The organism is Variibacter gotjawalensis (assembly GCF_002355335.1).
In the GTDB taxonomy this organism is placed as follows: domain Bacteria; phylum Pseudomonadota; class Alphaproteobacteria; order Rhizobiales; family Xanthobacteraceae; genus Variibacter; species Variibacter gotjawalensis.
In genome coordinates this window covers 1,239,711-1,260,778 of sequence record NZ_AP014946.1, presented here as the reverse complement: position 1 = coordinate 1,260,778, position 21,068 = coordinate 1,239,711, and the positions used below count along the sequence as shown (strand labels likewise).

General features: G+C 62.5%; 21 protein-coding genes. 7 read left to right on the top strand and 14 right to left on the bottom strand.

What is annotated here, in order from left to right; translation table 11 throughout:
- Nucleotides 1–58 precede the first annotated feature (58 nt).
- Nucleotides 59–1,252 (top strand): hypothetical protein, encoded by a 1,194-nt coding sequence (locus GJW30_RS06095; RefSeq protein WP_130364769.1) that lies wholly within the window; start codon nt 59–61, stop codon nt 1,250–1,252.
- Nucleotide 1,253: 1 nt separating this feature from the next.
- Here the strand turns inward: GJW30_RS06095 and GJW30_RS06090 are convergent, their stop codons facing one another.
- The 6 genes from GJW30_RS06090 to GJW30_RS06065 form a co-directional block, all read right to left on the bottom strand.
- Nucleotides 1,254–2,600, bottom strand: coding sequence for an amidase (locus GJW30_RS06090; RefSeq protein ID WP_096352987.1), 1,347 nt, complete (start codon nt 2,598–2,600; stop codon nt 1,254–1,256).
- Nucleotide 2,601: 1 nt separating this feature from the next.
- Entirely contained in the window at nt 2,602–4,350 is a 1,749-nt protein-coding gene (locus GJW30_RS06085; protein ID WP_096352984.1) for a TRAP transporter large permease, read from the bottom strand.
- Nucleotides 4,347–5,012: a TRAP transporter small permease subunit gene (locus tag GJW30_RS06080; RefSeq protein WP_096352981.1), complete on the bottom strand. Its 666-nt coding sequence runs from the start codon at nt 5,010–5,012 to the stop codon at nt 4,347–4,349. The genes GJW30_RS06085 and GJW30_RS06080 overlap by 4 nt, the downstream gene beginning before the upstream one ends.
- Before the next feature lie 111 nt (nt 5,013–5,123).
- Complete coding sequence (locus tag GJW30_RS06075; RefSeq protein ID WP_096352978.1) at nt 5,124–6,263, bottom strand: TRAP transporter substrate-binding protein; 1,140 nt, start codon at nt 6,261–6,263, stop codon at nt 5,124–5,126.
- A 183-nt stretch (nt 6,264–6,446) separates the two neighbouring features.
- Complete coding sequence (locus GJW30_RS06070) at nt 6,447–8,111, bottom strand: L-lactate permease (protein ID WP_096352975.1); 1,665 nt, start codon at nt 8,109–8,111, stop codon at nt 6,447–6,449.
- Between the two features lie 145 nt (nt 8,112–8,256).
- Nucleotides 8,257–9,168 (bottom strand): TorF family putative porin, encoded by a 912-nt coding sequence (locus GJW30_RS06065; RefSeq protein ID WP_096352972.1) that lies wholly within the window; start codon nt 9,166–9,168, stop codon nt 8,257–8,259.
- Between the two features lie 372 nt (nt 9,169–9,540).
- Between GJW30_RS06065 and GJW30_RS06060 the strand changes: the two genes are divergently transcribed.
- The 5 genes from GJW30_RS06060 to GJW30_RS06040 are packed head-to-tail and all read left to right on the top strand — an operon-like array spanning nt 9,541 to nt 13,263.
- A complete protein-coding gene (locus GJW30_RS06060; protein WP_096352969.1) occupies nt 9,541–10,314 on the top strand; it encodes an ABC transporter permease in 774 nt (257 codons plus the stop codon).
- A complete protein-coding gene (locus tag GJW30_RS06055) occupies nt 10,311–11,117 on the top strand; it encodes an ABC transporter permease (RefSeq protein ID WP_096352967.1) in 807 nt (268 codons plus the stop codon). Before GJW30_RS06060 ends, GJW30_RS06055 begins: the two co-directional genes overlap by 4 nt.
- Nucleotides 11,114–11,872 (top strand): ABC transporter ATP-binding protein, encoded by a 759-nt coding sequence (locus GJW30_RS06050; RefSeq protein ID WP_096352965.1) that lies wholly within the window; start codon nt 11,114–11,116, stop codon nt 11,870–11,872. The genes GJW30_RS06055 and GJW30_RS06050 overlap by 4 nt, the downstream gene beginning before the upstream one ends.
- Entirely contained in the window at nt 11,869–12,201 is a 333-nt protein-coding gene (locus GJW30_RS06045; protein ID WP_096352963.1) for a hypothetical protein, read from the top strand. Before GJW30_RS06050 ends, GJW30_RS06045 begins: the two co-directional genes overlap by 4 nt.
- 6 nt (nt 12,202–12,207) lie before the next feature.
- Nucleotides 12,208–13,263 carry an ABC transporter substrate-binding protein gene (locus GJW30_RS06040; RefSeq protein ID WP_096352961.1) on the top strand — a complete coding sequence of 352 codons (1,056 nt, stop codon included), beginning with the start codon at nt 12,208–12,210 and terminating at the stop codon, nt 13,261–13,263.
- 52 nt (nt 13,264–13,315) lie between these two features.
- Here GJW30_RS06040 and GJW30_RS06035 read toward each other — a convergent pair whose 3' ends face one another.
- Both GJW30_RS06035 and GJW30_RS06030 read right to left on the bottom strand, forming a co-directional pair.
- Nucleotides 13,316–13,579, bottom strand: coding sequence for a YiaA/YiaB family inner membrane protein (locus tag GJW30_RS06035; protein WP_096352959.1), 264 nt, complete (start codon nt 13,577–13,579; stop codon nt 13,316–13,318).
- 24 nt (nt 13,580–13,603) lie between these two features.
- Complete coding sequence (locus GJW30_RS06030) at nt 13,604–14,278, bottom strand: PspA/IM30 family protein (protein ID WP_096352957.1); 675 nt, start codon at nt 14,276–14,278, stop codon at nt 13,604–13,606.
- A 192-nt stretch (nt 14,279–14,470) separates the two neighbouring features.
- Between GJW30_RS06030 and GJW30_RS06025 the strand changes: the two genes are divergently transcribed.
- Entirely contained in the window at nt 14,471–15,016 is a 546-nt protein-coding gene (locus GJW30_RS06025) for a GNAT family N-acetyltransferase (RefSeq protein WP_096352955.1), read from the top strand.
- Here the strand turns inward: GJW30_RS06025 and GJW30_RS06020 are convergent.
- The 6 genes from GJW30_RS06020 to acnA form a co-directional block, all read right to left on the bottom strand.
- Nucleotides 15,013–15,771, bottom strand: a complete 759-nt coding sequence (locus tag GJW30_RS06020) for a hypothetical protein (protein ID WP_096352953.1) — start codon at nt 15,769–15,771, stop codon at nt 15,013–15,015. The two genes, GJW30_RS06025 and GJW30_RS06020, sit on opposite strands and share 4 nt — an antisense overlap.
- A 56-nt stretch (nt 15,772–15,827) precedes the next feature.
- Complete coding sequence (locus tag GJW30_RS06015; protein ID WP_096352951.1) at nt 15,828–16,202, bottom strand: DUF2794 domain-containing protein; 375 nt, start codon at nt 16,200–16,202, stop codon at nt 15,828–15,830.
- A 314-nt stretch (nt 16,203–16,516) separates the two neighbouring features.
- Nucleotides 16,517–16,966 (bottom strand): type II toxin-antitoxin system HicB family antitoxin, encoded by a 450-nt coding sequence (locus GJW30_RS06010; RefSeq protein WP_096352948.1) that lies wholly within the window; start codon nt 16,964–16,966, stop codon nt 16,517–16,519.
- Nucleotides 16,967–16,968: 2 nt separating this feature from the next.
- Entirely contained in the window at nt 16,969–17,169 is a 201-nt protein-coding gene (locus GJW30_RS06005) for a hypothetical protein (RefSeq protein WP_096352946.1), read from the bottom strand.
- A gap of 65 nt (nt 17,170–17,234) precedes the next feature.
- Nucleotides 17,235–17,978 (bottom strand): DUF1223 domain-containing protein, encoded by a 744-nt coding sequence (locus GJW30_RS06000; RefSeq protein ID WP_096352943.1) that lies wholly within the window; start codon nt 17,976–17,978, stop codon nt 17,235–17,237.
- A gap of 212 nt (nt 17,979–18,190) precedes the next feature.
- Complete coding sequence (acnA, locus tag GJW30_RS05995) at nt 18,191–20,884, bottom strand: aconitate hydratase AcnA (protein WP_096358684.1); 2,694 nt, start codon at nt 20,882–20,884, stop codon at nt 18,191–18,193.
- Nucleotides 20,885–21,068: the final 184 nt, after the last annotated feature.

Genomic DNA, 21,068 nt, shown 5'->3' with positions numbered 1-21,068 from the left:
AGGCGCGGCAAACTCCGGTCCGACCGGCGCGAATCGCGCCGTGCCGGAGACGAATGCGATGCGCCTATTTCCCCTCACCCTGACGGCCTGCGCTGTGCTCGCCGTGCCGGCTCTGGCTCAGAACCGCCCAGCGCAGCAGCCGACCGGGCCGTCGACGCATTACTTCCAGCTCTCCGGCGAGATCATGGATGATCCGTCGGCCGATGCGTATCTGATCGAGAAGCGCAACGGCGGACGTGTGACGTCGGCGCAGCTCGACATTTGCTATGCGGTGACTCCGGCGTCGAACCGCAAGGATCGCTTCGTCGTCGAGCTGACGCCGAACGACGGCCGTCTCGTCGGCACCGCGACGAGCCAGGAAGCCAAATCGCAGATCGCCGTGCGCTTGACGCGCGAAGCCGCCGGCAACGCAGTCGGCTACGACGGCACTATCACGCGCGACGGCGCGACGAGCGAAGTCACGTCGCACGAGAACAGCGCGATCACCGAGGATGAATTCCGCAACAGCCAAGTGGTCGACACCAATATCGTGGCCGAGCCGAAGGACTTTTCGGAAGTCTCGCCGGAAGCGATCTTCGCGCATATCGAGCGCCGTGTGTTCGCCGACGTGATCAAGCTGCTGCGCAGCGAGAATGTTCGCGTCACCCTCGACAGCCTCATCCAGGATTGTGGCGCGCTGCGCTCCGGGCGTCAATTCATTCGCGTCGACGTCGATCCGCTGCGCGCGGCAGCGCTCGTCACCAAGTTGCGCGGCACCGACGGTGTCGTGAATGTCGGTTGGACGGTCGGCAGCTATTCGCTCGACAACGCGATCGCGTTCGATCCGGCCGAGTATCCAAGCGCCGAAGGCCGCCAGAAGCTTGTGGCGGCGGCAACGCCCGCGATCGCGAAATTCCTCAAGGCTCAGCCGGATGGCGGTTCGCCCGAGCCCGCGACTGGCGTCACCAACCTGCGCTTCAAGCGCGCCAACACGACGGTGCCGGGGCTCGACCTCACCGATACGATCGAGGTCGCGCTGATCGTCGGCTCCGATCGGCCAGTCGGCGGCAAACAGTTGCTGCTGTGGGTCGGCTCCGTGACGGTCGCGACGACCGACACCGGGCCGGAACCGCGCCTCGGCATCGTCACGTCGTCAGGTGGCAGCGAGGGCGAAGCTTCCGGCGACACGGTCGACTCCACCGGCCTCGCGACCGCGGTCGCGCAGGACATGAAGGGCCGCACCTGGGACGCCGAACGCAGCGTTTGGAAGTAGCTTACCGCCGCGCTTTCTTCCGCTTCTTCGGCGCGACGTGCTGCGTCAGCCAATTCGCGGTGCGCAGCAGACGCGCGTCATCGCCGAATGCGCCGACGAGCTGCACGCCGACCGGCATGTCGTCGTGCGAGAGCAGTGGCAACGTCACGCAGGGCTGGCCCGTCATCGTCCAGATCGAGTTGAAGACCGGATCGCCGGTCGGCATGCCCTTCGGCGCAGGGCCGGTTGTGGCCGGCGTGAGGACCGCGTAATAGCGCTCGAACAATCCGGCGAGCGAGGCGCGCATGCGCTGCACGTTGCCGAGCGCACCGAGATAACGCTCCGCCGAATAGCCCCTGCCCTGCGCGATCAGCTCGTGAAGCTGCTTGCTGGAGGCTTCGCCGCTCGCATCGACGGCCGCGCCGAAACGATGCGCCATGTCGGGCGCCATGATGGCGCGATGATCGTCCCAAGCGGTCGCGAAATAGTCCGGGAGCTCGACCTCCTCGACGTGATCGCCGAGACTCGTCGCGAGCTCCTCGAAGGCTTTCTGTGTCGAAGGATCGGCGCGGTCCCAGCGCTGCGTCCGCACGAAGGCAAGCTTCGGCGGCAGCGGCGGCTCACCGGCCGCCGTCGCCGCAAAGCCGCGCGCTGCGTGAATGCGCGTGTCGCTATCCTCCGGGTCGTGACCCGCGAGAACATCGAGCAGCATTGCGGCATCGTCGACACCGCGCGCGAAGACGCCGACGTGATCGAGCTTCTTCGACAGCAGCAGCACGCCGGCGCGCGAGATGGTGCCGTGGCTCGGCTTGACACCGACGACACCGCAGAACGACGCCGGGCGAATGACCGAGCCGTTGGTCTGACTGCCGAGCGCGAGCGGCACCATGCCGGCCGCAACCGCCGCGGCGGAGCCGGAGGACGAACCACCCGGCGTACGCGAGAGGTCATGCGGATTGCGCGTCGCGCCCGGATTGAAATAGGCGACTTCCGTCGTCACCGTTTTGCCGAAGATGATCGCGCCGGCTTCGCGCAGGCGCCGCACGGCTTCGGCGTCGCGGCGCGGGCGGCGGCCCGCATGCGCGCCCCAGCCATTCTCGGTCGGATAGTCCGCAGTGTCGAAGATGTCCTTGATGGCGACCGGCACGCCGTGCAGCGGACCAAGCGGTCTGCCGGAGAGGCGCTGCTCATCGAGCCGCTCCGCCTGCATCAGCACGTGTTCGGGATCGAAGTGGATGAAGGCTTTGATCTCGCCGTCGATCTCCTGCGTGCGCTTGAGCAAAGCCGTCGCGTATTCGAGGGCGCTCAGTTTTCCCCTCGCGATTTCGCCTACGGCCTCGCGCGCACTCAGTCCCGATAGATCAGTCACGTCACCGTCCGTAGAGGAAGTTCGGCAGCCACAGCGTCATGCCGGGCCAGATGTACATGAAGATCATACAGAGAATGACGATGCCCATGTAAGGCATCATGCCGCCGAATATTTGGTTGATCGTCACATGCTTTGGTGCCACCCCTTTCAAATAGAAGGCGGACATCGCAACCGGCGGCGACAAGAACGCGGCCTGCAGATTCACGAACACCAACACGCCCCAGAGAATCGGGTCGATGTTGAAGTGCTTGAGCAGCGGCAGGAAGATCGGCACGAAGATCACGATGATCTCGGTCCATTCGAGCGGCCAGCCGAGGATGAAGATCACCATCTGCGACAGGATCATGAACTGCAGCGGCGTGAGATTCATGCCGAGCACCCACTTCTCCACGAGCGCCTGACCGCCGAGAATCGCGAAGACGCCCGAGAACACGGCCGAACCTACGAACAGCCAGCACACCATCGCGGTCGTCTTGGCGGTGAGGAACACCGCCTCCTTCGTCCGCTTCCAGTCGAGCGTGCGCGCTTGAATGGCCAGCAGGAACGCGCCGAGCGCGCCGACCGCGGCCGACTCTGTTGCCGTGGTGACGCCGAACAGGATGACACCGAGTACGACCACGGTGAGCGTGCCGAGCGGCATGATCGAGGAGGTGAGCAGCTTCAGGATCTCGAAGCGCTCGGCAGTGAGCCGCGTGTAGTAGCGGAAAATGTAGAAGAGGCCGAGCAGCACCGCGATGCCCCAGCCGATGTAGAAGCCCATCGGCGCGCCCTTCTGCGCGTCGGTCGCTTCCTTCGGGCCGATGTCGGGCGAACCGAGCTGCTCGACGCCTTCCACGACCGCTTCCGGTCCGACCTGCTGGTGGATGACGACGTACCACCACGCGGTTGCGAGCATACCGGCGACGATGATGAACGGGATCAGCGAGATCAGGAAGTTCTTGACGATCTGCCCGTAGGCGAGATGGCCCTTGCCGGTCTCGATCGCTTTCGCCTTGGCGGGATTGAACAGCGCCGAGACCAAGCTGACGAAGACGTTCTTCGAATAAGCCGCCTGGAATTTGCTGACCCAGTCCGGCACCGGCACGCGCAGTTGCTCTTCGGATAGCTTCGGCGCAACGCGCGGGCTGATCAGCGCCCAACCGATGATGTAGACGAGATAAAGCAGCGCGAGGAAGAAGCCCGGAAACATCGCGGCGGCGTAAAGCTTCACCACCGACTGCCCGGCGACGGCCGCATAAACGATGATCATCACGGACGGCGGAATGAGAATGCCGAGCGTGCCGCCCGCCGTGATGACGCCGGTCGCGAGTTTCACGTCATAACCGGCGCGCAGCATCGGGTTGAGCGCGATGACGCCCATCAGCACGACGACAGCGCCGACCAGCCCCGACGCGATACCCCAGAAGGTGCAGACGATCAGCGTTGCGACCGCAAGCGAAGCCGGCACGTTCCGGAACGCGAGTTGGATCGCGTAGAACATTTTGTCGACGAGCGCCCCGCGCTCCATCACGTAGCCCATTAAGACGAATAACGGGACGGATATGAGGACGTCGTTGGTCATCGCGCCGTAAGTGCGCTGGACCATCAGCTCGAAGACCCGGTTGTCGATCAGCGCTTGTGCCGGATTGTAGAAAGCGATGTAGCCGAAGACGATGCCGAGGCCCATCAGCGTGAAGGCGGTCGGGAAGCCCATCACGATGACGACCACGATCAGGCCGAGCATCAACAGGCCGAGTGCCGGATCACTCATTTCTCAGAATCTCCCAAGCCGCGTTGACGCGCGATTTCATCAATGTGCTTTGCGCTCTCGATGGCGCGGCGGCGCGACTCTTCGTCGACGTATTCGGAGTTGGCGAGCTGCTCTTCGACGACGTCGATCTCGTTGACGTCGGCAAGGCGGCTCGGCCACTCACCGTTCTTCAAGCAGACAATGCAGCGGACCGTCTCGGCGATGCCTTGCAGCAGCACGAGCGCGCCGGCGATCGGGATCACAGTCTTGAAGTGGAAGATCGGCGGGCCATCGGCGGTGACGTTCGAGTGTTCTCGGATGCGCCAAGAGTCGGCCGCATAGTCAGTGCCGGCGATCACCAGCGCCACGATGCCTGGAAAGAAGAAGAGGATGTAGAGCGCGAGGTCGAGCATCGCCTGCGTGCGGGGCCGCATCGATGAATAGAGAAAGTCGCCGCGCACGTGCGCGTTCTGTGCCAGCGCATAGGCGCCGCACATCATGAACAGCGTGCCGTAGAACATGTTCGAGGCGTCGAAGATCCACGCCGTCGGTGCGTTGAGGATGTAGCGTTTGAACACTTCGCCGCAGATCAACAGCATCAGACCAATGATCAGCCAGGCGGCGGCTTTGCCGACCCACGTGCTGATCGCATCGACCGCGTGCAGCGCTTTTTCGACGCTCATACGCTTCCCCCTATTCCCAGTCGCCGCGTGCGATTGTTCAAATCGCTCTGTCAGCTAGCAAAAAACCATCCGGCGAGCGGCCGGATGGTTTTGTCTTTCTTGAGGGCGCCGTTAGATCGGCGACTTCGCGTTGGCACCGAAATAGTGGTCGAACGCCATGCGGCGGCTGACCAGTGTGTCCTGCTCCCAACGCGTCGCGCGCTTGGCGAAAGCCAGCTGCGACTCGACGATCTTCTTGAACAGCGGGCTCTCGGAGGCCTTCTTCTTGGCGACCTCATCGAACACTTCGAGCTGACGCTTCAGCACGGCGTCCGGCGTCTTGTAGAACTTGACGCCATCCTTCTGCTGCATCTCGAGGTAATCGGTCGAGTAGCGATCGATCGCCTTCCACTGCATGTCCTGGCCGGCGGCTTCCGTCGCATTCGCAATGATCGCGCGGATCTTCTCCGGCAGGCCGTTATACTTGTCCTTGTTGAACATCACTTCGAACTGCTCGGCGTTCTGGTGATAGCTCTGCAGCATGCAGACCTTCGACACGTCCGGGAAGCCGAGCACGCGATCCGACGAGGCGTTGTTGAACTCGGCGGCGTCGAGCAAGCCGCGGTCCATCGCGGCGACGATTTCGCCGCCCGGGAGCGCGTTGACGGAAGCGCCAAGGCCCGTGAACACGTCGATCGAGATGCCGACGGTGCGAAACTTCAGACCCTTGAGGTCGTCGACCTTGGTGATCGGCTTCTTGAACCAGCCGAGCGGCTGCGTCGGCATCGGGCCATACGGGAACGAGACGACGTTAGCGCCGATCGAAGCGTAGAGTTCTTCGAGCAGCGCTTTGCCGCCGCCGTATTTGTGCCAAGCCATCAGCATGTTCGCGTCCATGGCGTAGCCCGGACCAGAGCCCCACAGCGCGAGCGCGGTGTTCTTGCCGTAGTGATAGGCGAGCACGCCGTGACCGCCGTCGAGCACGCCTTTGGTGACGGCTTCGAGCAGCTGGAACGCCGGAACGACAGCGCCGGCCGGCAGCACTTCGATCTTGAGCTCGCCGCCGGTCATGTCGTTGACCTTCTTGGCGTAGTCGTTGGCGAATTCGTGGAAGATGTCCTTCGACGGCCAGGTGCTCTGGAAACGCATCGAGGTTGCGCCCTGCGCCTTGACGACGGACGGCGCTACGACTGTAGCGGCAGCGCCCGCGAGAGCCGCGCCGGCGAGGAATTTTCGGCGCGACGGCACAGCGGATCGTTTATCGGTAGCCATTCGGTTCTCCCTAGAAGCAGGCGGCCCTTGTTTACGGGCGCGCTCAAGTGGCGCCGCGATGGCTCGGGCGCCTTGGGAGACACTTTGTTACAACCTCACCGTGTTCCGCAAGCCTTTAGACCTACGTCTATAGTCGCAGTCCCGCTCGCATTCGCGTGATGGTTACTCTGTGACGGCGCCGCGCTAGGGCGTCACCACCATGTAACTGAACGGCGCGACATAGGCCTGCAGCATCACAAAACCACCGACGAGACACGCCAGCACGATCGAGTGCCAGAAGACGAAGCGCAGGATCGTGCCTTCGTGACCGAACCAGTTGGTCGCCGTCGATGCGACGACGATCGATTGCGCGTCGATCATCTTGCCCATGACGCCGCCGGATGAATTCGCCGCGCTCATCAGGATCGGCGAGAGGCCGAGCTGCTCCGACGTGATTTTCTGCAGATTGCCGAAAAGCACGTTGGACGCGGTGTCGGATCCCGTCAGCGCGACGCCGAGCCAGCCAAGCAGCGTGCCGAAGAAAGGATAGAGTACGCCGGTGCCCGCGAACGCGAGACCGAGCGTCGCGTCGATGCCGGAGAGGCGCGTCAGCGTTCCGATCGCAAGCATCGCCGAGATGGTGATCAGCGAATACGCGCAGACCTTGATGGTCTTGGCGTATTCCTTGGCGAGACCAAAGGGCGAAAAGCCGAGCAGCGTTCCCGAGATGATCGCGGCGATCAGCATGCCGGATCCCGTATAGGACAGCCACGTGAACGAGAACACGGCGCCTTCCGGCGTCGGGCGTGCCGCGACGGGCGCGACCTTGTTGATCTGATTGTGCAGGTCTGGGATTGGGTAGTTCCAGATCGCCCACTTGTTGACGGCAAGCTTGAAGAGATCGGTGCCCCAGATCAACAGGATGATGCAGACGATGATCCATGGCATCATCGAACGCCACACCTCGGTCTGGCTGGGCTTCGGTCCCGGCGGAGGCGGCGGCGGACGACCTTCTGCCGACGTGTCCTTCGAGCGCAAAGCGGGCGAGAGCCAGAGTTCCTTCGGCTGCCAAACCTTCAGGAAGCCGATGAGGCATGCCATCGAGACGAGCGATGCGCCGATATCGACGATCCACGGGTTGATGAAGTTCGAGATCAGGAACTGCGGGACCGCGAAGGACACGCCCGTCACCAAGATCGCGGGCCACACGCCCATCATCCCGCGCCAACCCGCGAAGGCCCACACAACCCAGAACGGCACCAACAATGAGAAGAACGGGAGCTGGCGGCCGACCATCGCGCCGAGCAGAAACGGATCGATGCCGGTAACGCTCGAGAGGCCTTGGATCGGCGTGCCGAGCGCGCCGTAAGCGACCGGCGCCGTGTTCGCGATCAGCGAGAGGCCTGATGCCGCGAGCGGCGAGAAGCCAAGGCCGATCAGGATCGCGCCGGTGACGGCGACCGGCGTTCCGAAGCCGGACGCGCCTTCGAAGAAAGCGCCGAACGAGAAGGCGATCAGGAGAAGCTGCAAACGGCGGTCTTCCGTCACGCCGCCGATCGTCTGCTGCAGCGTCTGGAAGACGCCTTTTTCGACCGTGAGGCGATAGAGGAAGATGACGTTGAGGACGATCCAGCCGATCGGGAAGAAGCCCGTGACGGCGCCGAGGATGCTGGCGCGGACCGACATGCCGGCCGGCATCGTGAACAGGTAGATCGCGACGAGGTTGGCGATGATCAGCGCGATCACGGCCGCGATGTGCGCCTTGACCTTATTCGACGCGATCAGGCCGAGCAGCGTGACGACCGGCAGCGCCGCCGCCAGCGTCGACAAAGTCGCGTTGCCGAATGGATTGTAGACTTGATTCCACATGCGAATTCCCCCGCCGCCCCACGCGTCGTTTTGACGCAGCTTACGGGTTCGGAAGGCGCGAGGAACTGGAGTGCGCGCATGGCTGACGCGCAAAAGAAAGGCCGCCCGGAGGCGGCCTTTCCAAAGTCTCGCTAGAGCGAGGCGATTACTTGATCGCGCTGAGCGTCGTGTCGACCGACAGCTTGGCGACGAAGGACTGACCGCACCAACGCGACTGGCCGCTCACAACACCGCGCGGGTCGCCGGTGAGCGCAAAGCACTCGCCGCGGCTGAGGTCTGTGTCGTGGTAGCGCAGGTCAAGCGTGAGAGCCTTGTAGGTAAAGCCGATGCCAGCGTTCCAGTAAGTGTAGTCGACGAACGGCAGCGTGAAGAAGGCGCTCGGCGTGCCGAACCAGTAGTGAGCCACCTCAGCCGAAACGTACGTTCCGATGCTGCTCGGCAGGAAGGTGCTCGGAGCGGTGATCTTGACGGTACCGCCGGCGTAGGTGCCCGAAGCGCCCGTGTTCAGCCAATCCGGCGAGTGATAGACATATGCGCCAAGGCCGAGCCAATCGTTCACGGTCCAGTTCACCTTGCCGTAAACTTCGGCGAAGTCCGTGTCACGGAGGGTGAACGGTGCGAATGCGCCGTTGGAGCTTACGCCCGTGCATCCCGCATCGATGCAGAACTGCTGCTTCTCACGCGGATAGTAGTAGTAGATGCCGCCGACGTCGAACGTCAGTGCGCCCCAGGTGTAACGCAAACCACCGTAGAGATCGATCTCAGCGGTCGGCTGGGTCGGGAGAGCCGTCGAAAGGCCGCCGATACCGACGTAAGCTTCGAAGTTGCCGAACTTGTAGCGCGGCTCGAAGTAAGCGCCGACGCCAGCGCCGCGATCCGACTGCGAGATACCGCGGAAGTTATAGTCGCTCTGCACGAGAGCGCCGAAGGCGATGTCGAACTGGCTCGGAGCCTCGACGACGGCAACCTTCGGTGCCTTCACGTACAAATCAGCAGCGCTTGCCGGAGCGGCAAACAGTGCAGCGGCCACTGCGAGCGGTGCCACCTTGGTCAACATCGAAACTTTCATCGTCCTTAGCCCCTTCTTCCTTACGGCTCTTCGTTGAACCGCCCCTTGGCAACCCTCAGCGATTGCCGCGAAATTCGATGGGCCTATTCGACACCAGTTTTGAAATGCGACAAGGTAATTGCCTGAGCAATTGCCGACTTATTGTGCAACCAGGCCTTGCGGGCACAAACAAGATCACGCTCGTTGCTTTTTCGTCACACAGTTGTGGGTTGCCCAACGCCTTGTGGTTGCGCCAAGTTAGCGAAAACACAACCGGGGGATGGAAACTGTGACTCAAAGGCCGCGATTCGATCGCGCAGCGCGAATCGTTGAGCGCGCGCCACGCGCCTTCCGTGAGGTTTCAGGCGCTCGTAGCTCCTGATGGCGTCCCGTCTCTCTTCAACGCTTCTGTTCATCCTCCCGCTCGCAGTGCTGGTCGCGGTGTGGGCCGTCATCGTTGCGAGCTTCGACGTCAATCCGCGCATCTTCCCGAGCGTGCCGGCTGTTTGGAATGCGTTTGTCGAGGCGATACGCGATGGCACACTGATCCAGCATGTCGGCGCCAGCCTCGGCCGGATCGCGGTCGGCACCGTGCTGGCCATCCTGGTCGCGGTGCCGCTTGGCATCGCGATGGGCGTCAACAAGATCGTCGCCGACTTCCTCAACCCGCCGCTGCGGTTCTTCTCGGTGCTGGCCGGAATCGCCTGGATCCCGATCGCGACGCTGTGGTTCGGCTACGGCTTCGGCGCGATCACGTTCGTGATCTTCAACGCGGTGTTCTTCGTCGTCACCTACAACACGCTGCTCGGCGTTTCGACCATTCCGAAGCCGGTGCGCAACGCGGCCGCGTCGCTCGGTGCCGGGCCATGGGCGATGCTGACCGAAGTGCTGTTACCAGGCGCGCTGCCGAACATCGTCACCGGCATCCGCACAGGTCTCGGTTTTGCGTGGCGCGGTCTCATCGCAGCCGAGATGATCGCGACCAATGTCGGCCTCGGCTACATGCTGTTCGTCGCGCGTGATTTCTACCGCACCGAAGTGATCGTCATGGGCATGATCGTGATCGGCATTATCTGGCTGCTGATCGATCGCCTCGTGCTCGCGCCGCTCGAGCGCCGTACGATCGAACGCTGGGGCATGGTGCGCGCGACATGAACGTTCTTCTCCCCATCTGGAGCGGCTACGTCCGCCTCACAACGCGCTTTCCGATCGTGCAGACGCTGGTGCCGTTCATCCCGGTCATCGCGCTGTGGTGGATCGTGTCCGCCGCCGAAGTGTTTCCGAAAGTCTTCTTTCCGGGGCCGGTCGAAGTCTGGAAGTCGTTCGTCTCGCTGACCTACAAAGGCATCCTGCCGGACTATTTGGAAGACAGCCTGATCCGCCTCGCCGTCGGCGCACTTTGCGGCATCGCGCTTGGCATTCCGCTGGGAATTCTGATCGGAGTTTCGAAGCGCGCTCATACGGCACTGTGGCCTGTCGTGCTGTTCTTCCAGGCGATAGGCGATATCGCGTGGCTACCGATCCTGCTGATCTGGTTCGGCTTCGGCCTCACAACGATGACGTTTGTCATCGTCTATACGGTGATGTTCCCGGTGATCTTCAACACGGTGCTCGGCGTGCGTTCCGTGCCGCTCGATCTCTTCCGCGCGGCGCAGAGTCTCGGTGCATCCAAGTTCGCGATCCTGAAGGAAGTCACTCTGCCGGGTGCACTTCCGAACATCATCACGGGTCTGCGCAATGGCCTCGGCTTCGGCTGGCGCGCGCTGATCGCAACCGAGATCATCGTCGGCACCAGCGGCATCGGATTCCTGATGTTCGATGCGCGCCGCGCCGGCTCCGTCGTCGAGATCATGCTCGGCATGATTATTCTGGGAACACTTTGGTACATCGTCGATGCCTGGATTCTCGCGCCGATCGAGCGCGCGACCGGGCAGCGCTGGGGAACGGTTCAGAAGTGAAAACGCTCGCGATCAAAAATCTGTCGAAGACCTATTTCGACGCTTACCAGGGCGCGCATGTCACCGCCGTGCGGGACGTTTCGCTCAACGTCAATCAGGGCGAGTTCGTTGCCGTCGTCGGACCATCGGGCTGCGGCAAGACCACAGTGCTCAACATGATTGCGGGCTTCATTCCGAATTCGGGCGGCGAAATTCTACTCGACGGCCGCGCGGTGAGCGGGCCCGGCCCGGAGCGCGGCGTCGTTTTCCAATCGCATGCGTTGTTTCCGTGGAAGACCGTGCTCGACAATGTCGGCTTCGGTCCGAAAATGCGCGGCAAACCGAAGGCCGAATGCGACACCATCGCGCGCGAATACATCGCGCTCGCAGGCCTCAGCCACGCGGAAGACCGCTACCCGAACGAACTCTCGGGCGGCATGCAGCAGCGAGTCGGTGTTGCGCGCGCGCTCGCCAATCATCCGGATATTCTGCTGATGGACGAGCCCTTCGCGAGCGTCGATGCGCAGACCCGCATGACACTTCAAGAAGAACTCACGCGCATCTGGCAGGAGCGGCGGCCGACGATCCTCTTCATCACGCACGATGTGCCGGAAGCCGTATTCTTGGCCGACCGCGTCATCGTGCTGTCGAAAGGCACGGTGCTCGACGAGATCGTTATCGATCTGCCGCGCCCGCGCGTGTGGGACGACCTCATCGAAGACGATGCCTTCAAGACACTGTCGGCGCGCGTACTGCAGAAAGTGCGCAGCGCATGAAGCTCGTCCGCACGGTGCTCGGCGATACGCGCGGCCGCGTCGTTCTTTCGGTTGTGGGTGCCTATGTGCTGTGGCAGCTTTGGCTCACGGTCGCGGCGCCCGCAAAGGTCATGGGCGAGTTTCCGGCAAATCGCGAGCGCGTGAACGTGCTGGTGACCTTGCCGTTCGCGCCAGAGCGCTATCACGTTCAGGCTTTCCAAAAATACGGCCGTATGGCGGGTACAACCGACAACGGCATCGAACTTCGTAATGTGAAGAAAACGGACCTCACCGCTGTCGCCCGGCCTTACTGGGTGACCAAAGTGGAGCCACTGAAAGAAGGGAGCTAACGCAAAATGAGAAAAACACTGTTGGCCTTGGCCATGTGCTTGGCGGCGCCATTCGCAGCGCATGCGCAGGAGCTTGTGAAACTGAAAGCCGGCATGGTGACCGGCATCGATCAGATCGGGCTGCCGATCGCGCTCGAGCGCGGCTTCTTCGAGAAGCACGGCCTCGACGTCACGATCGCGCGCCCCTACCCGACCGGCGTCGACGCACTCAATGCGCTGCAAGCCGGTGAGAGCGACATGGTGCAAGTCGGCGTGCCGATGATCGGTGCGGTGCTGCGCGGCATGGACCTCGTCGCCCTCGGCAACTTCTCGGGCAGCGCGACGAAACTCGGCGCCGACGCGACGCTGGCGTTGATCGCGCGCGAAGGCGCCGGCATCAACAAGGGCGATCTCAAATCGCTCAAGGGCAAGAAGATCGCGGCTTCGTTCGGCACGATCAACCACCTCTACATTCTGGCACTGATCGAGAAGGCCGGGCTCAAGGTCGACGAAGTCACGCTCGTCAACACGCCGCCGCCGGATATGACGGTCGCGCTGCTCGCCAAAGGCATCGACGGCTTCGTGTCGTGGGATCCCTGGCCCATCGTTGCGCTGAAAGACGTGCCGGGCGCCATCGAAGTCATCCGTGGCGGCGATGTCATCTCGTATCTCGGCTTTAATGTCGCACTCCGTCCGTGGGTCGATAAGAACGGTCCGACGGTCGAGAAATTCCTCGCCGCTGTGTCGGAAGCCGACAAGTGGATGCGCGCCAATCCGAAGCAAGCCGCGCAAGTCGCGACGCGCTGGATTCCGGGCCTGAAGCCGGACGTCGCCGAAGCTGCGATGCAGTTCAACATCCAGCAGGCGGACCGCCGCCTCTCGGCGCAGAACTTCCGCGCACTTTGGGCCGCGCAGGACGTGCTGTCGCGCCTCGGGACGATCAAGTCGACCTTCGACGTCAACAAGCACATCGATGCCAAGCACATCGTGAAGGTGATGAAGGAGAAGCCGGAACTTTTCTCCGACTTGCCGCCCATCCCCGATGCGGTCGCGATCAAGGATGGCTTCGTGTTCAAGCCTTGAAGCAACTCACGCGAAGAAAAAGCCCGGCGCGAGTGCCGGGCTTTTTTATTGCTCAGTCCTTGCCGACATATTCGCTGATCAGCTTCTCGTGGCGCGCTTTTTCGATCTTCGAGGACGTCTCGTCGGCGATGCGCTCGTCCATGCGGTATTTCACGAGATTGACGAGGCTGCCGCACAGCAGGATCACGCCCATCGTCCAGTATCCCTTCGTCGACAAGTCGACGGGTGACAGCCAGATCGATAACGCGAGCATGAAGAGCGCGACCGCAACCGCGGCGCTGTTGAACGCGATGTAGGTCTTGAGGCCTTTATCCATTGTGATGCTCCTTGCGAGGTTCGGTTAAGCAGCGGTGAGACGCGTGAGGACATCGCTCGCGCGAATTTTTGCGGAAGGTCCGAAGCCGTGCTGTTCGAGGCGATCGCGCACCCCGTCCTGACTGAGTTCGGCGTCGATCGCGTCGAGAACTTCGGCTTCGTCGAGCGGATCGCTACGCTCGTTGACGCGGCGAAGCAGCGCTTCCGCGGCTTGCAGATTCGCCCTGCGTCCGATCGAGCGATCGAGCTGGCGCTGAGCTTTCTGGCCTTTGTCGATCGCGCGTGCAGCGATCATTCCCTGGTTGAGGTCGACAATGCGACGATGCGTTTTCTCGATGGAAAGACGCATCCGCTCGGCACGTTCGGCGAGGGCGCCGATTGTGTTGCGGCGGGTCTCGCGTTCGTTTTCGAGTTCGGCGATCGCGGCCGCACCGTCATGCGCCAGCTTCTCGCTTCCGGCCGCCAACGCAGCACGCACGCGCGTTTCGAGATCGGCGATCCGCCGCTCGAGGGCATTAAAGTTCGCCTGCTCGGTGCGCTGTTGGAGGATGATGGTTGCGAGCGTCTCCTTGGCTTGGGAGAGGCCGGCCTCGGCAGCGCGGATATGCTGCCCGATGAGCTCAATCGCGAACTTGTCTTGAACGGCTTCCTCGGCGTGAGCCGTCGTGGCGTCGAGGAGCGTCCGGATCAACTTGAACATCAAAAACTCCTTGGTTTCGGGATATGAACATCGTTCATGATCTGATAGTCGGGTGAATCGCAGCAAAGTTCAAGCTGTTTTGAACAACGTTCATACTTATGGTTAGCAAAGCGTTAATCGAAAAGAGTTAGAAATCCCTTCCTTTTCAGCGTCTTCCGGCACTACCGTGAGACATCTCGCCGCTGCAGTCATTTGATGCCTGTTTCGATCCGCCCCGCGACCCTTTCCGACATCCCGGCAATTACGCGCATCTATGCGCACGCCGTAGCGCACGGCACTGCGTCGTTCGAACTCGATCCGCCGGACGAGGCCGAGATGACGCGGCGGATGTCGGCGCTCATCGACAACGGCTTCCCGTATATCGTCGCGGAAGAAGCAGGCGCGCTGCTCGGCTACGCCTATGCGGGCGCCTATCGCCCGCGCCCGGCCTACCGCTTCAGTGTCGAGGACTCGATCTACATCGCGCCGGACGCGCAGCGGCGCGGCATCGGCCGCATTCTGCTCACCGCCTTGATCGAGGAATCCGAGAAGCGCGGCTTTCGCCAGATGATCGCGGTGATCGGCGATGCGAGCCAAACGCCGTCCATCGAACTTCACCGCGCGGCAGGATTTCGGATGATCGGCGCCGTCGAAGCGGTCGGCTTCAAGCACGGCAAATGGCTCGCGACCGTGCTGATGCAGCGCCCGCTCGGCGAAGGCGACACGACCGACCCTTATGTTCCGATGACGCTCGTCTAGCTCGCGATTTTCTGCGCGTCCGCGAGCGCGGCACGCAGGGCCGCGACATCCGCATGCGTATCCGGCAGATCGCCAAGCGCCTTGCGCAGCAGCTTGCCAAGATGCGGCTTGAGCCACTCCATCGCGGCGTCGGGGCCGATTTGCCGCGTGCGCAGGAATAGCGCCAGGGCGAAGATCAAATCCGCTTCCGGCAGATAGCCGGCGCGCCGCATGCTCCAGCCACCGCCGCCGCTGGTCTCGAAATCGAAACGTGCATTGGCGAGGAAGACTCCGAAGCCGAGAAATACGGCCGTGAGGTCGGTGAGAAATTCGTTTTCGTCGGCTTCCGACGGTGGCGGCGTGCGCGCCGACGACAAAAGATCGTGCGCAAGCTCATGCGCGAACGTCGCGATGAGATGCTCGGGCCGCTCCAGCAGCGTCGGCACGTAGGTGATCTGCGAGCGATTGCCGCGGCGGCTATACGTGCCGAGTGCGTGCTTGCCATGTTGGAGCATGACGTAAGCCGGTGCTTCGCGCCGAGCGACCGGGTTGTTGTCGGCAACGAGATCGATCTCCCAATCGCCCATTCCGCAATACGTCTGCGTCTGACGAAAGATGCGGAGCGCTTTGGCGTGACCGCGTTCGCCATCGCTCGGAAAGAAACCAGGCTTCGGTAGAACGAGTTTGCAGGCGGAAAAATCGTCGCCGTGTCCGAACTCACTCAGCAGCCAAGCGAAGTTCTCGACATGCCAAGCTGCCGTCTCGGCATCGAGCAATGGCTTTGACCTAAATGGCCACATCGCAAAAATCGCTTCTGCCCTCGCGGGCGAATTTAGCTCGCTACCACGCGCAGCGGTTTGTCGAGCACGCGCAGCACGCGCTCGAGTTCCGGTCCGCGTTTCAAGATATGACCCGTCATCGACACGACGCTATAGGCACCCTGCTTCCGTGCCAGTTTCGGATCTTTTTCGATGCGGTAAATCGGCATTTCTGACGAGCGGCGGAAGATCGAAAACACCGCGCGGTCTTTCAGAAAATCGATGGCGTAATCGCGCCACTCACCGGCCGCGACCATGCGGCCATAAAGATCGAGAATTCGGCTCAGCTCGCGCCGGTCAAAACTCACTCGCTCGCGCGGGCCGGAGGGCGAAACGCCCGCAGCCCGTATCGGCTCGCCCGGCTCCAAGTCGCCGGAACCCGCGTCCATGCGGCGCCTCCTTGGTCGTTACAACGCCATCATGATCGCGCCGGACGTTGCCCGGTTCAAGAGCAAATCATTGCCAAACGGTAACCACATCACGAGGACGTGCATCAGAAATCACATTGCGGCCCGATTTGCGCCGCTGGCGCGCCGCCGGTCCCGTGCATATATCGCGGATAGGGCCCGGCTCGGCGAGACCCGGATTCCTCAGCCCCCCAAGCCCCCTGGGTATTGTACGGGTCGGGTCCTACTTCCAGAAAACTGTCTGACGACTCATAGCCAGTGCCCAAGCGCTGGCTTTTCTTTTTGGTGCATCCGCCCTAAGCGGCAGCGTCCGTAACGCCGACAACCAACCGCTTGCCGAGCGCGCGCAGTGTCACCGTCAGCGGCGCGAGCTTGGTCGCATGCCACGGATCGAGAATGCGGCGGACTTCCTTCTCGTCCTTGCCGATGCGGCGCGCCAGTGCGGACTTGCTGATCTTGGCGTCGGCGAAGGCGGACAGCACGGCGAGTTTAGCTGCAGTGGTCGGCTCGACCGAAACGTAACGCAACTTCTTGCCTTGAGCGGTCGCGGCCTTTCGCGCAGTTGGCAGGGCTAACCCGCGATCAAGATAAGACAGCAGCGCAAGCGCAAGCGCATCGGCCGCCATTGTCTCAGCGTCGGCCACATCGTCGCCTTGCGAAATCGCTTCGGGAACATCCGGAAACGAGACTACGATGCCGTGATCTTCGCCCTTCTCGAAAATTGCGCCGTAACTGAAATCCTGCATCGTCAGCCGAGCCCCAGTTGCTTCTTGATCTTGCGCCCCGTCTTGGGATCGATCTCGCGGCTCGGCAGTGTCGTCAGCCGATCGCCGACATAGACCATCGCGTGACCGCCTTTGCCGCGTCCATACGCAACGCGAAACGGCAAATTCCGCGCTTCCGCTTCGGCCCGAAGCTCGGAAATGAAGCGATCGCGTTTCGTAGCCATGCCGAACTCTGCCGAGGATGCTATCCTCGGACAAAAATGTCCGAACGTCAACGTCTATGTTGATATCAGCGCAGCGATGCGGTCGCGGCGCCAAGCATCGTGCCGGGGCTTTCGGCGCCGCCGGTCTGCACGAGCACGGTTGCGGCATCCGGATTGTCGGCCGCAAGATCGCTCTTGGGGACTTTCCACGTCTGCGCGCCGCCCGCCCACGTGCCGAGCTTCACCCAGCGGCGGACGACGTTGTGATACGTCACTTCCTTGCCGCGGTTCTCGCCCTTGTTGATCTTCACGTGGACTTCGCGTGCTGTGAGGCAGAGCCACACGTCGCCGGCTTGCTGCGCCTCCGAGCCTGACTGCACGCTGACCGTCAAACCGTCTTGGCCTACGAAGATGCCGACCGGCACCGACAAGGCTTCGCGCGGGCGAACGCGGCTTAGCGCCTTTTCGATCTCGGCGCGATCGCTGCCGACGACATGCGAGACGCCGTTGATAACGACTTGCGGCGTATAGACCTGACGGTCGCCGCGCGTGTTCGCATAACCTTTCTGCCGCTGCGTATGGCCCTTGAGCGCGAGCGTGTCCTTCCAACCGAGATAGTCCCAGTAATCGACGGACATCGACAGCGTGATGAGCGAGGGATCTTTCGCGAGCTCGCCGATCAGCTTGTCGGCGGCCGGGCACGACGAGCAGCCTTGGCTGGTGAACAGCTCGACGACGGCGCGCGGCTCGGTTTGGCTCAAAGCCGGCGTTCCCGCCGTGACTGCGGCGAGGCCGAATGCGAAACCGGCGAACGAAGATGGGCAACGCATAAAAATAATACCTCGACCGATGCTCTGCCGGCAGCGGTCTTATGGCTTGAGATTTAGGCGAACCCCGCGTTCGGAGCCAACTCACTTCCGGGTTACATCACGCAATTGTCGGCAGGTGTGACCGGGCCGACAAACTCGCCCAACAAAAAAGCGGTACGCCCGTCGTGGGGCGTACCGCTTGGCGAAATCGGCAACGGCGTCAGCCGTTGTGGTTAAGCCGCGAGCTGGCGCAGCACGTAGTGCAGGATGCCGCCGTTCTTGAAGTAGTCGAGCTCATCGAGCGTATCGATGCGGCAGATCAGCGGCACCTTCTTGAGCGTACCGTCGCCCATCGTGATCTCGGCGATCAGCGTTTGGCGCGGTTTCAAGTCGTGCGCGAGGCCGTGAATCGTCACGGTCTCGTCGCCCTTGAGGCCGAGCGTCTGCCACGACGTGCCTTCCTCGAAGACCAGCGGAACGACGCCCATGCCGATCAGGTTCGAGCGATGGATGCGCTCGAAGGATTGCGCAACGACAGCGCGAACGCCGAGGAGCACGGTGCCCTTCGCGGCCCAGTCGCGCGACGAGCCGGTGCCGTATTCCTTGCCGGCGAAGACGATCAGCGGAACCTTCTCGGCCTTGTAGCGCATCGCCGCATCATAGATCGGCAGCTTCTCGCCGGTCGGGTAGTGCGTCGTGAAACCACCTTCGACGCCCTGGAGCATCTGGTTCTTGATGCGGATGTTCGCGAACGTGCCGCGCATCATGACCTGGTGATTGCCGCGGCGCGTGCCGTACTGGTTGAAGTCGGCCGGACGCACCTGGTGATCGCGGAGATACACACCCGCCGGGCTCGACTCCTTGATCGAACCGGCCGGCGAGATGTGGTCGGTCGTGATCGAGTCGAGGAAGAGACCCATTACGCGCGCGTTGATGATGTCGGTGACCGGCGCCGGGTCCTTCTTCATCTCGGTGAAGTACGGCGGGTTCTGCACGTAGGTCGACTTGTCGTCCCACTTGAAGGTCGCGGCAGCGTCGACCTTGATCGACTTCCAGTGCGCGTCGCCCTCGAAGAGGTCCTTGTACATGCCGGTGAACATCTGCTCCGACAACGTCCCGCGGACCATCGCGGCAACGTCCTTCGTCGACGGCCAGATGTCCTTGAGATAGACCGGCTTGCCGTCGCTGCCGGTACCGAGCGGATCCTTGGTCAGATCGACGTCGAGCGATCCTGCGAGCGCATACGCGACGACGAGCGGCGGCGAGGCGAGATAGTTCGCGCGCACGTCCGGATTGACGCGGCCTTCGAAGTTACGGTTGCCGGAGAGCACCGAGCAGGCGACGAGATCACTCTTGTTGATCGCGGCGGAAATCTCTTCCGGGAGCGGACCCGAGTTGCCGATGCACGTCGTGCAGCCGAAGCCGACGAGATTGAAGCCGAGCGAGTCGAGGTCTTTCTGTAGGCCCGACTTCTCGAAGTATTCGCCGGCGACTTGCGAGCCCGGCGCGAGCGAGGTCTTCACCCATGGCTTGACCTTGAGGCCCTTCGCCACCGCGTTGCGCGCCAGCATGCCGGCGCCGAGCATCAGGCTCGGGTTCGACGTGTTGGTGCACGACGTGATTGCCGCGATGACGACGTCGCCGTGGCCGATATCGTGGTTGCGGCCTTCGACCGGAACGCGCTTGCCGCGCTCGGCCGCCTTGTTGAATTCCTTTTCCATCGCGACCGCGAAACCGGCCGCCGCATCCTTCAAGAGGACACGATCCTGCGGGCGCTTCGGGCCGGCTATCGACGGCTCCACCGAACCAAGATCGAGTTCGAGCGTCGAGGTGAAGACCGGGTCCGGAGCGTTCTGCTCGCGGAACAGACCTTGCGCCTTGGCATAAGCTTCGACGAGCGCGACGCGCTCGGCCGAACGGCCGGTCTCGGTGAGGTAGCGCAGCGTCTCACCGTCGATCGGGAAGAAGCCGCAGGTCGCGCCGTATTCGGGCGCCATGTTGCCGATCGTCGCGCGATCTTCGAGCGCGAGATGGTCGAGGCCCGGGCCGTAGAACTCGACGAACTTGCCGACGACGCCCTTCCCGCGCAGCATCTGCGTCACGGTGAGCACGAGGTCGGTCGCCGTGATGCCTTCCTTCAGCTTGCCGGTGAGCTTGAAGCCGATGACTTCCGGCAACAGCATCGAGACCGGCTGACCGAGCATCGCGGCTTCAGCCTCGATGCCGCCAACGCCCCAACCGAGCACCGCGCAGCCGTTGACCATCGTGGTGTGCGAGTCGGTGCCGACAAGCGTATCCGGATAAGCGACCTCGACGGTCTCGTTGCCGATTTTTTGCTTCGCCGTGAAGATCGTCTGCGACAGGTATTCGAGGTTGATCTGGTGGCAGATGCCGGTGTCCGGCGGCACGACGCGGAAGTTGTCGAACGCGGTCTGCGCCCATTTGAGGAATTTGTAGCGCTCGCCGTTCTGGCGATATTCCTCTTCGATGTTCTGCTTGAAGGCCGTCGACGAGCCGAAATAATTCACGATCACCGAGTGATCGATGACGAGATCGACCGGCACCAGCGGGTTGATGCGCGACGGGTCGCCTCCGAGGTTGCGCATCGCGTCGCGCATGGCGGCAAGATCGACCACTGCCGGAACGCCGGTGAAGTCCTGCATCAGCACGCGCGCCGGACGGAAGGCGATTTCGGTGCTCGATGTCTTGGTCTTGAGCCAGCCGGCCGCATCCTTGATGCCTTCGGCGGTGACGGACCGGTTGTCCTCGAAGCGGAGAAGGTTCTCCATCAGCACTTTGAGCGAATACGGGAGCTGCGAGATTCCCGCGAGGCCGTTCTTCTCGGCCGCCGGGAGGCTGTAATAGGTGTAGGTCTTGGCGCCGACGTTAAGGGTCTGGCGCGACTTGAAGCTGTCGAGTGATGTCATCGTTTGAAACCCGATAAAGGGATGCGGGTGGGCAAGCAGAGAGCGTGCCACCACAAACGCCTGCCCCTTGGCGCCGAGTGCGGCAGCAGCGAGGGGCATCAGCAACGGGCCGCTTTATAAGAGCGTTTTCGCCAGTTTGCTATAGTTCTTATGTGCGAAGCTGCTCCGTCGTGGCGGAATTTTT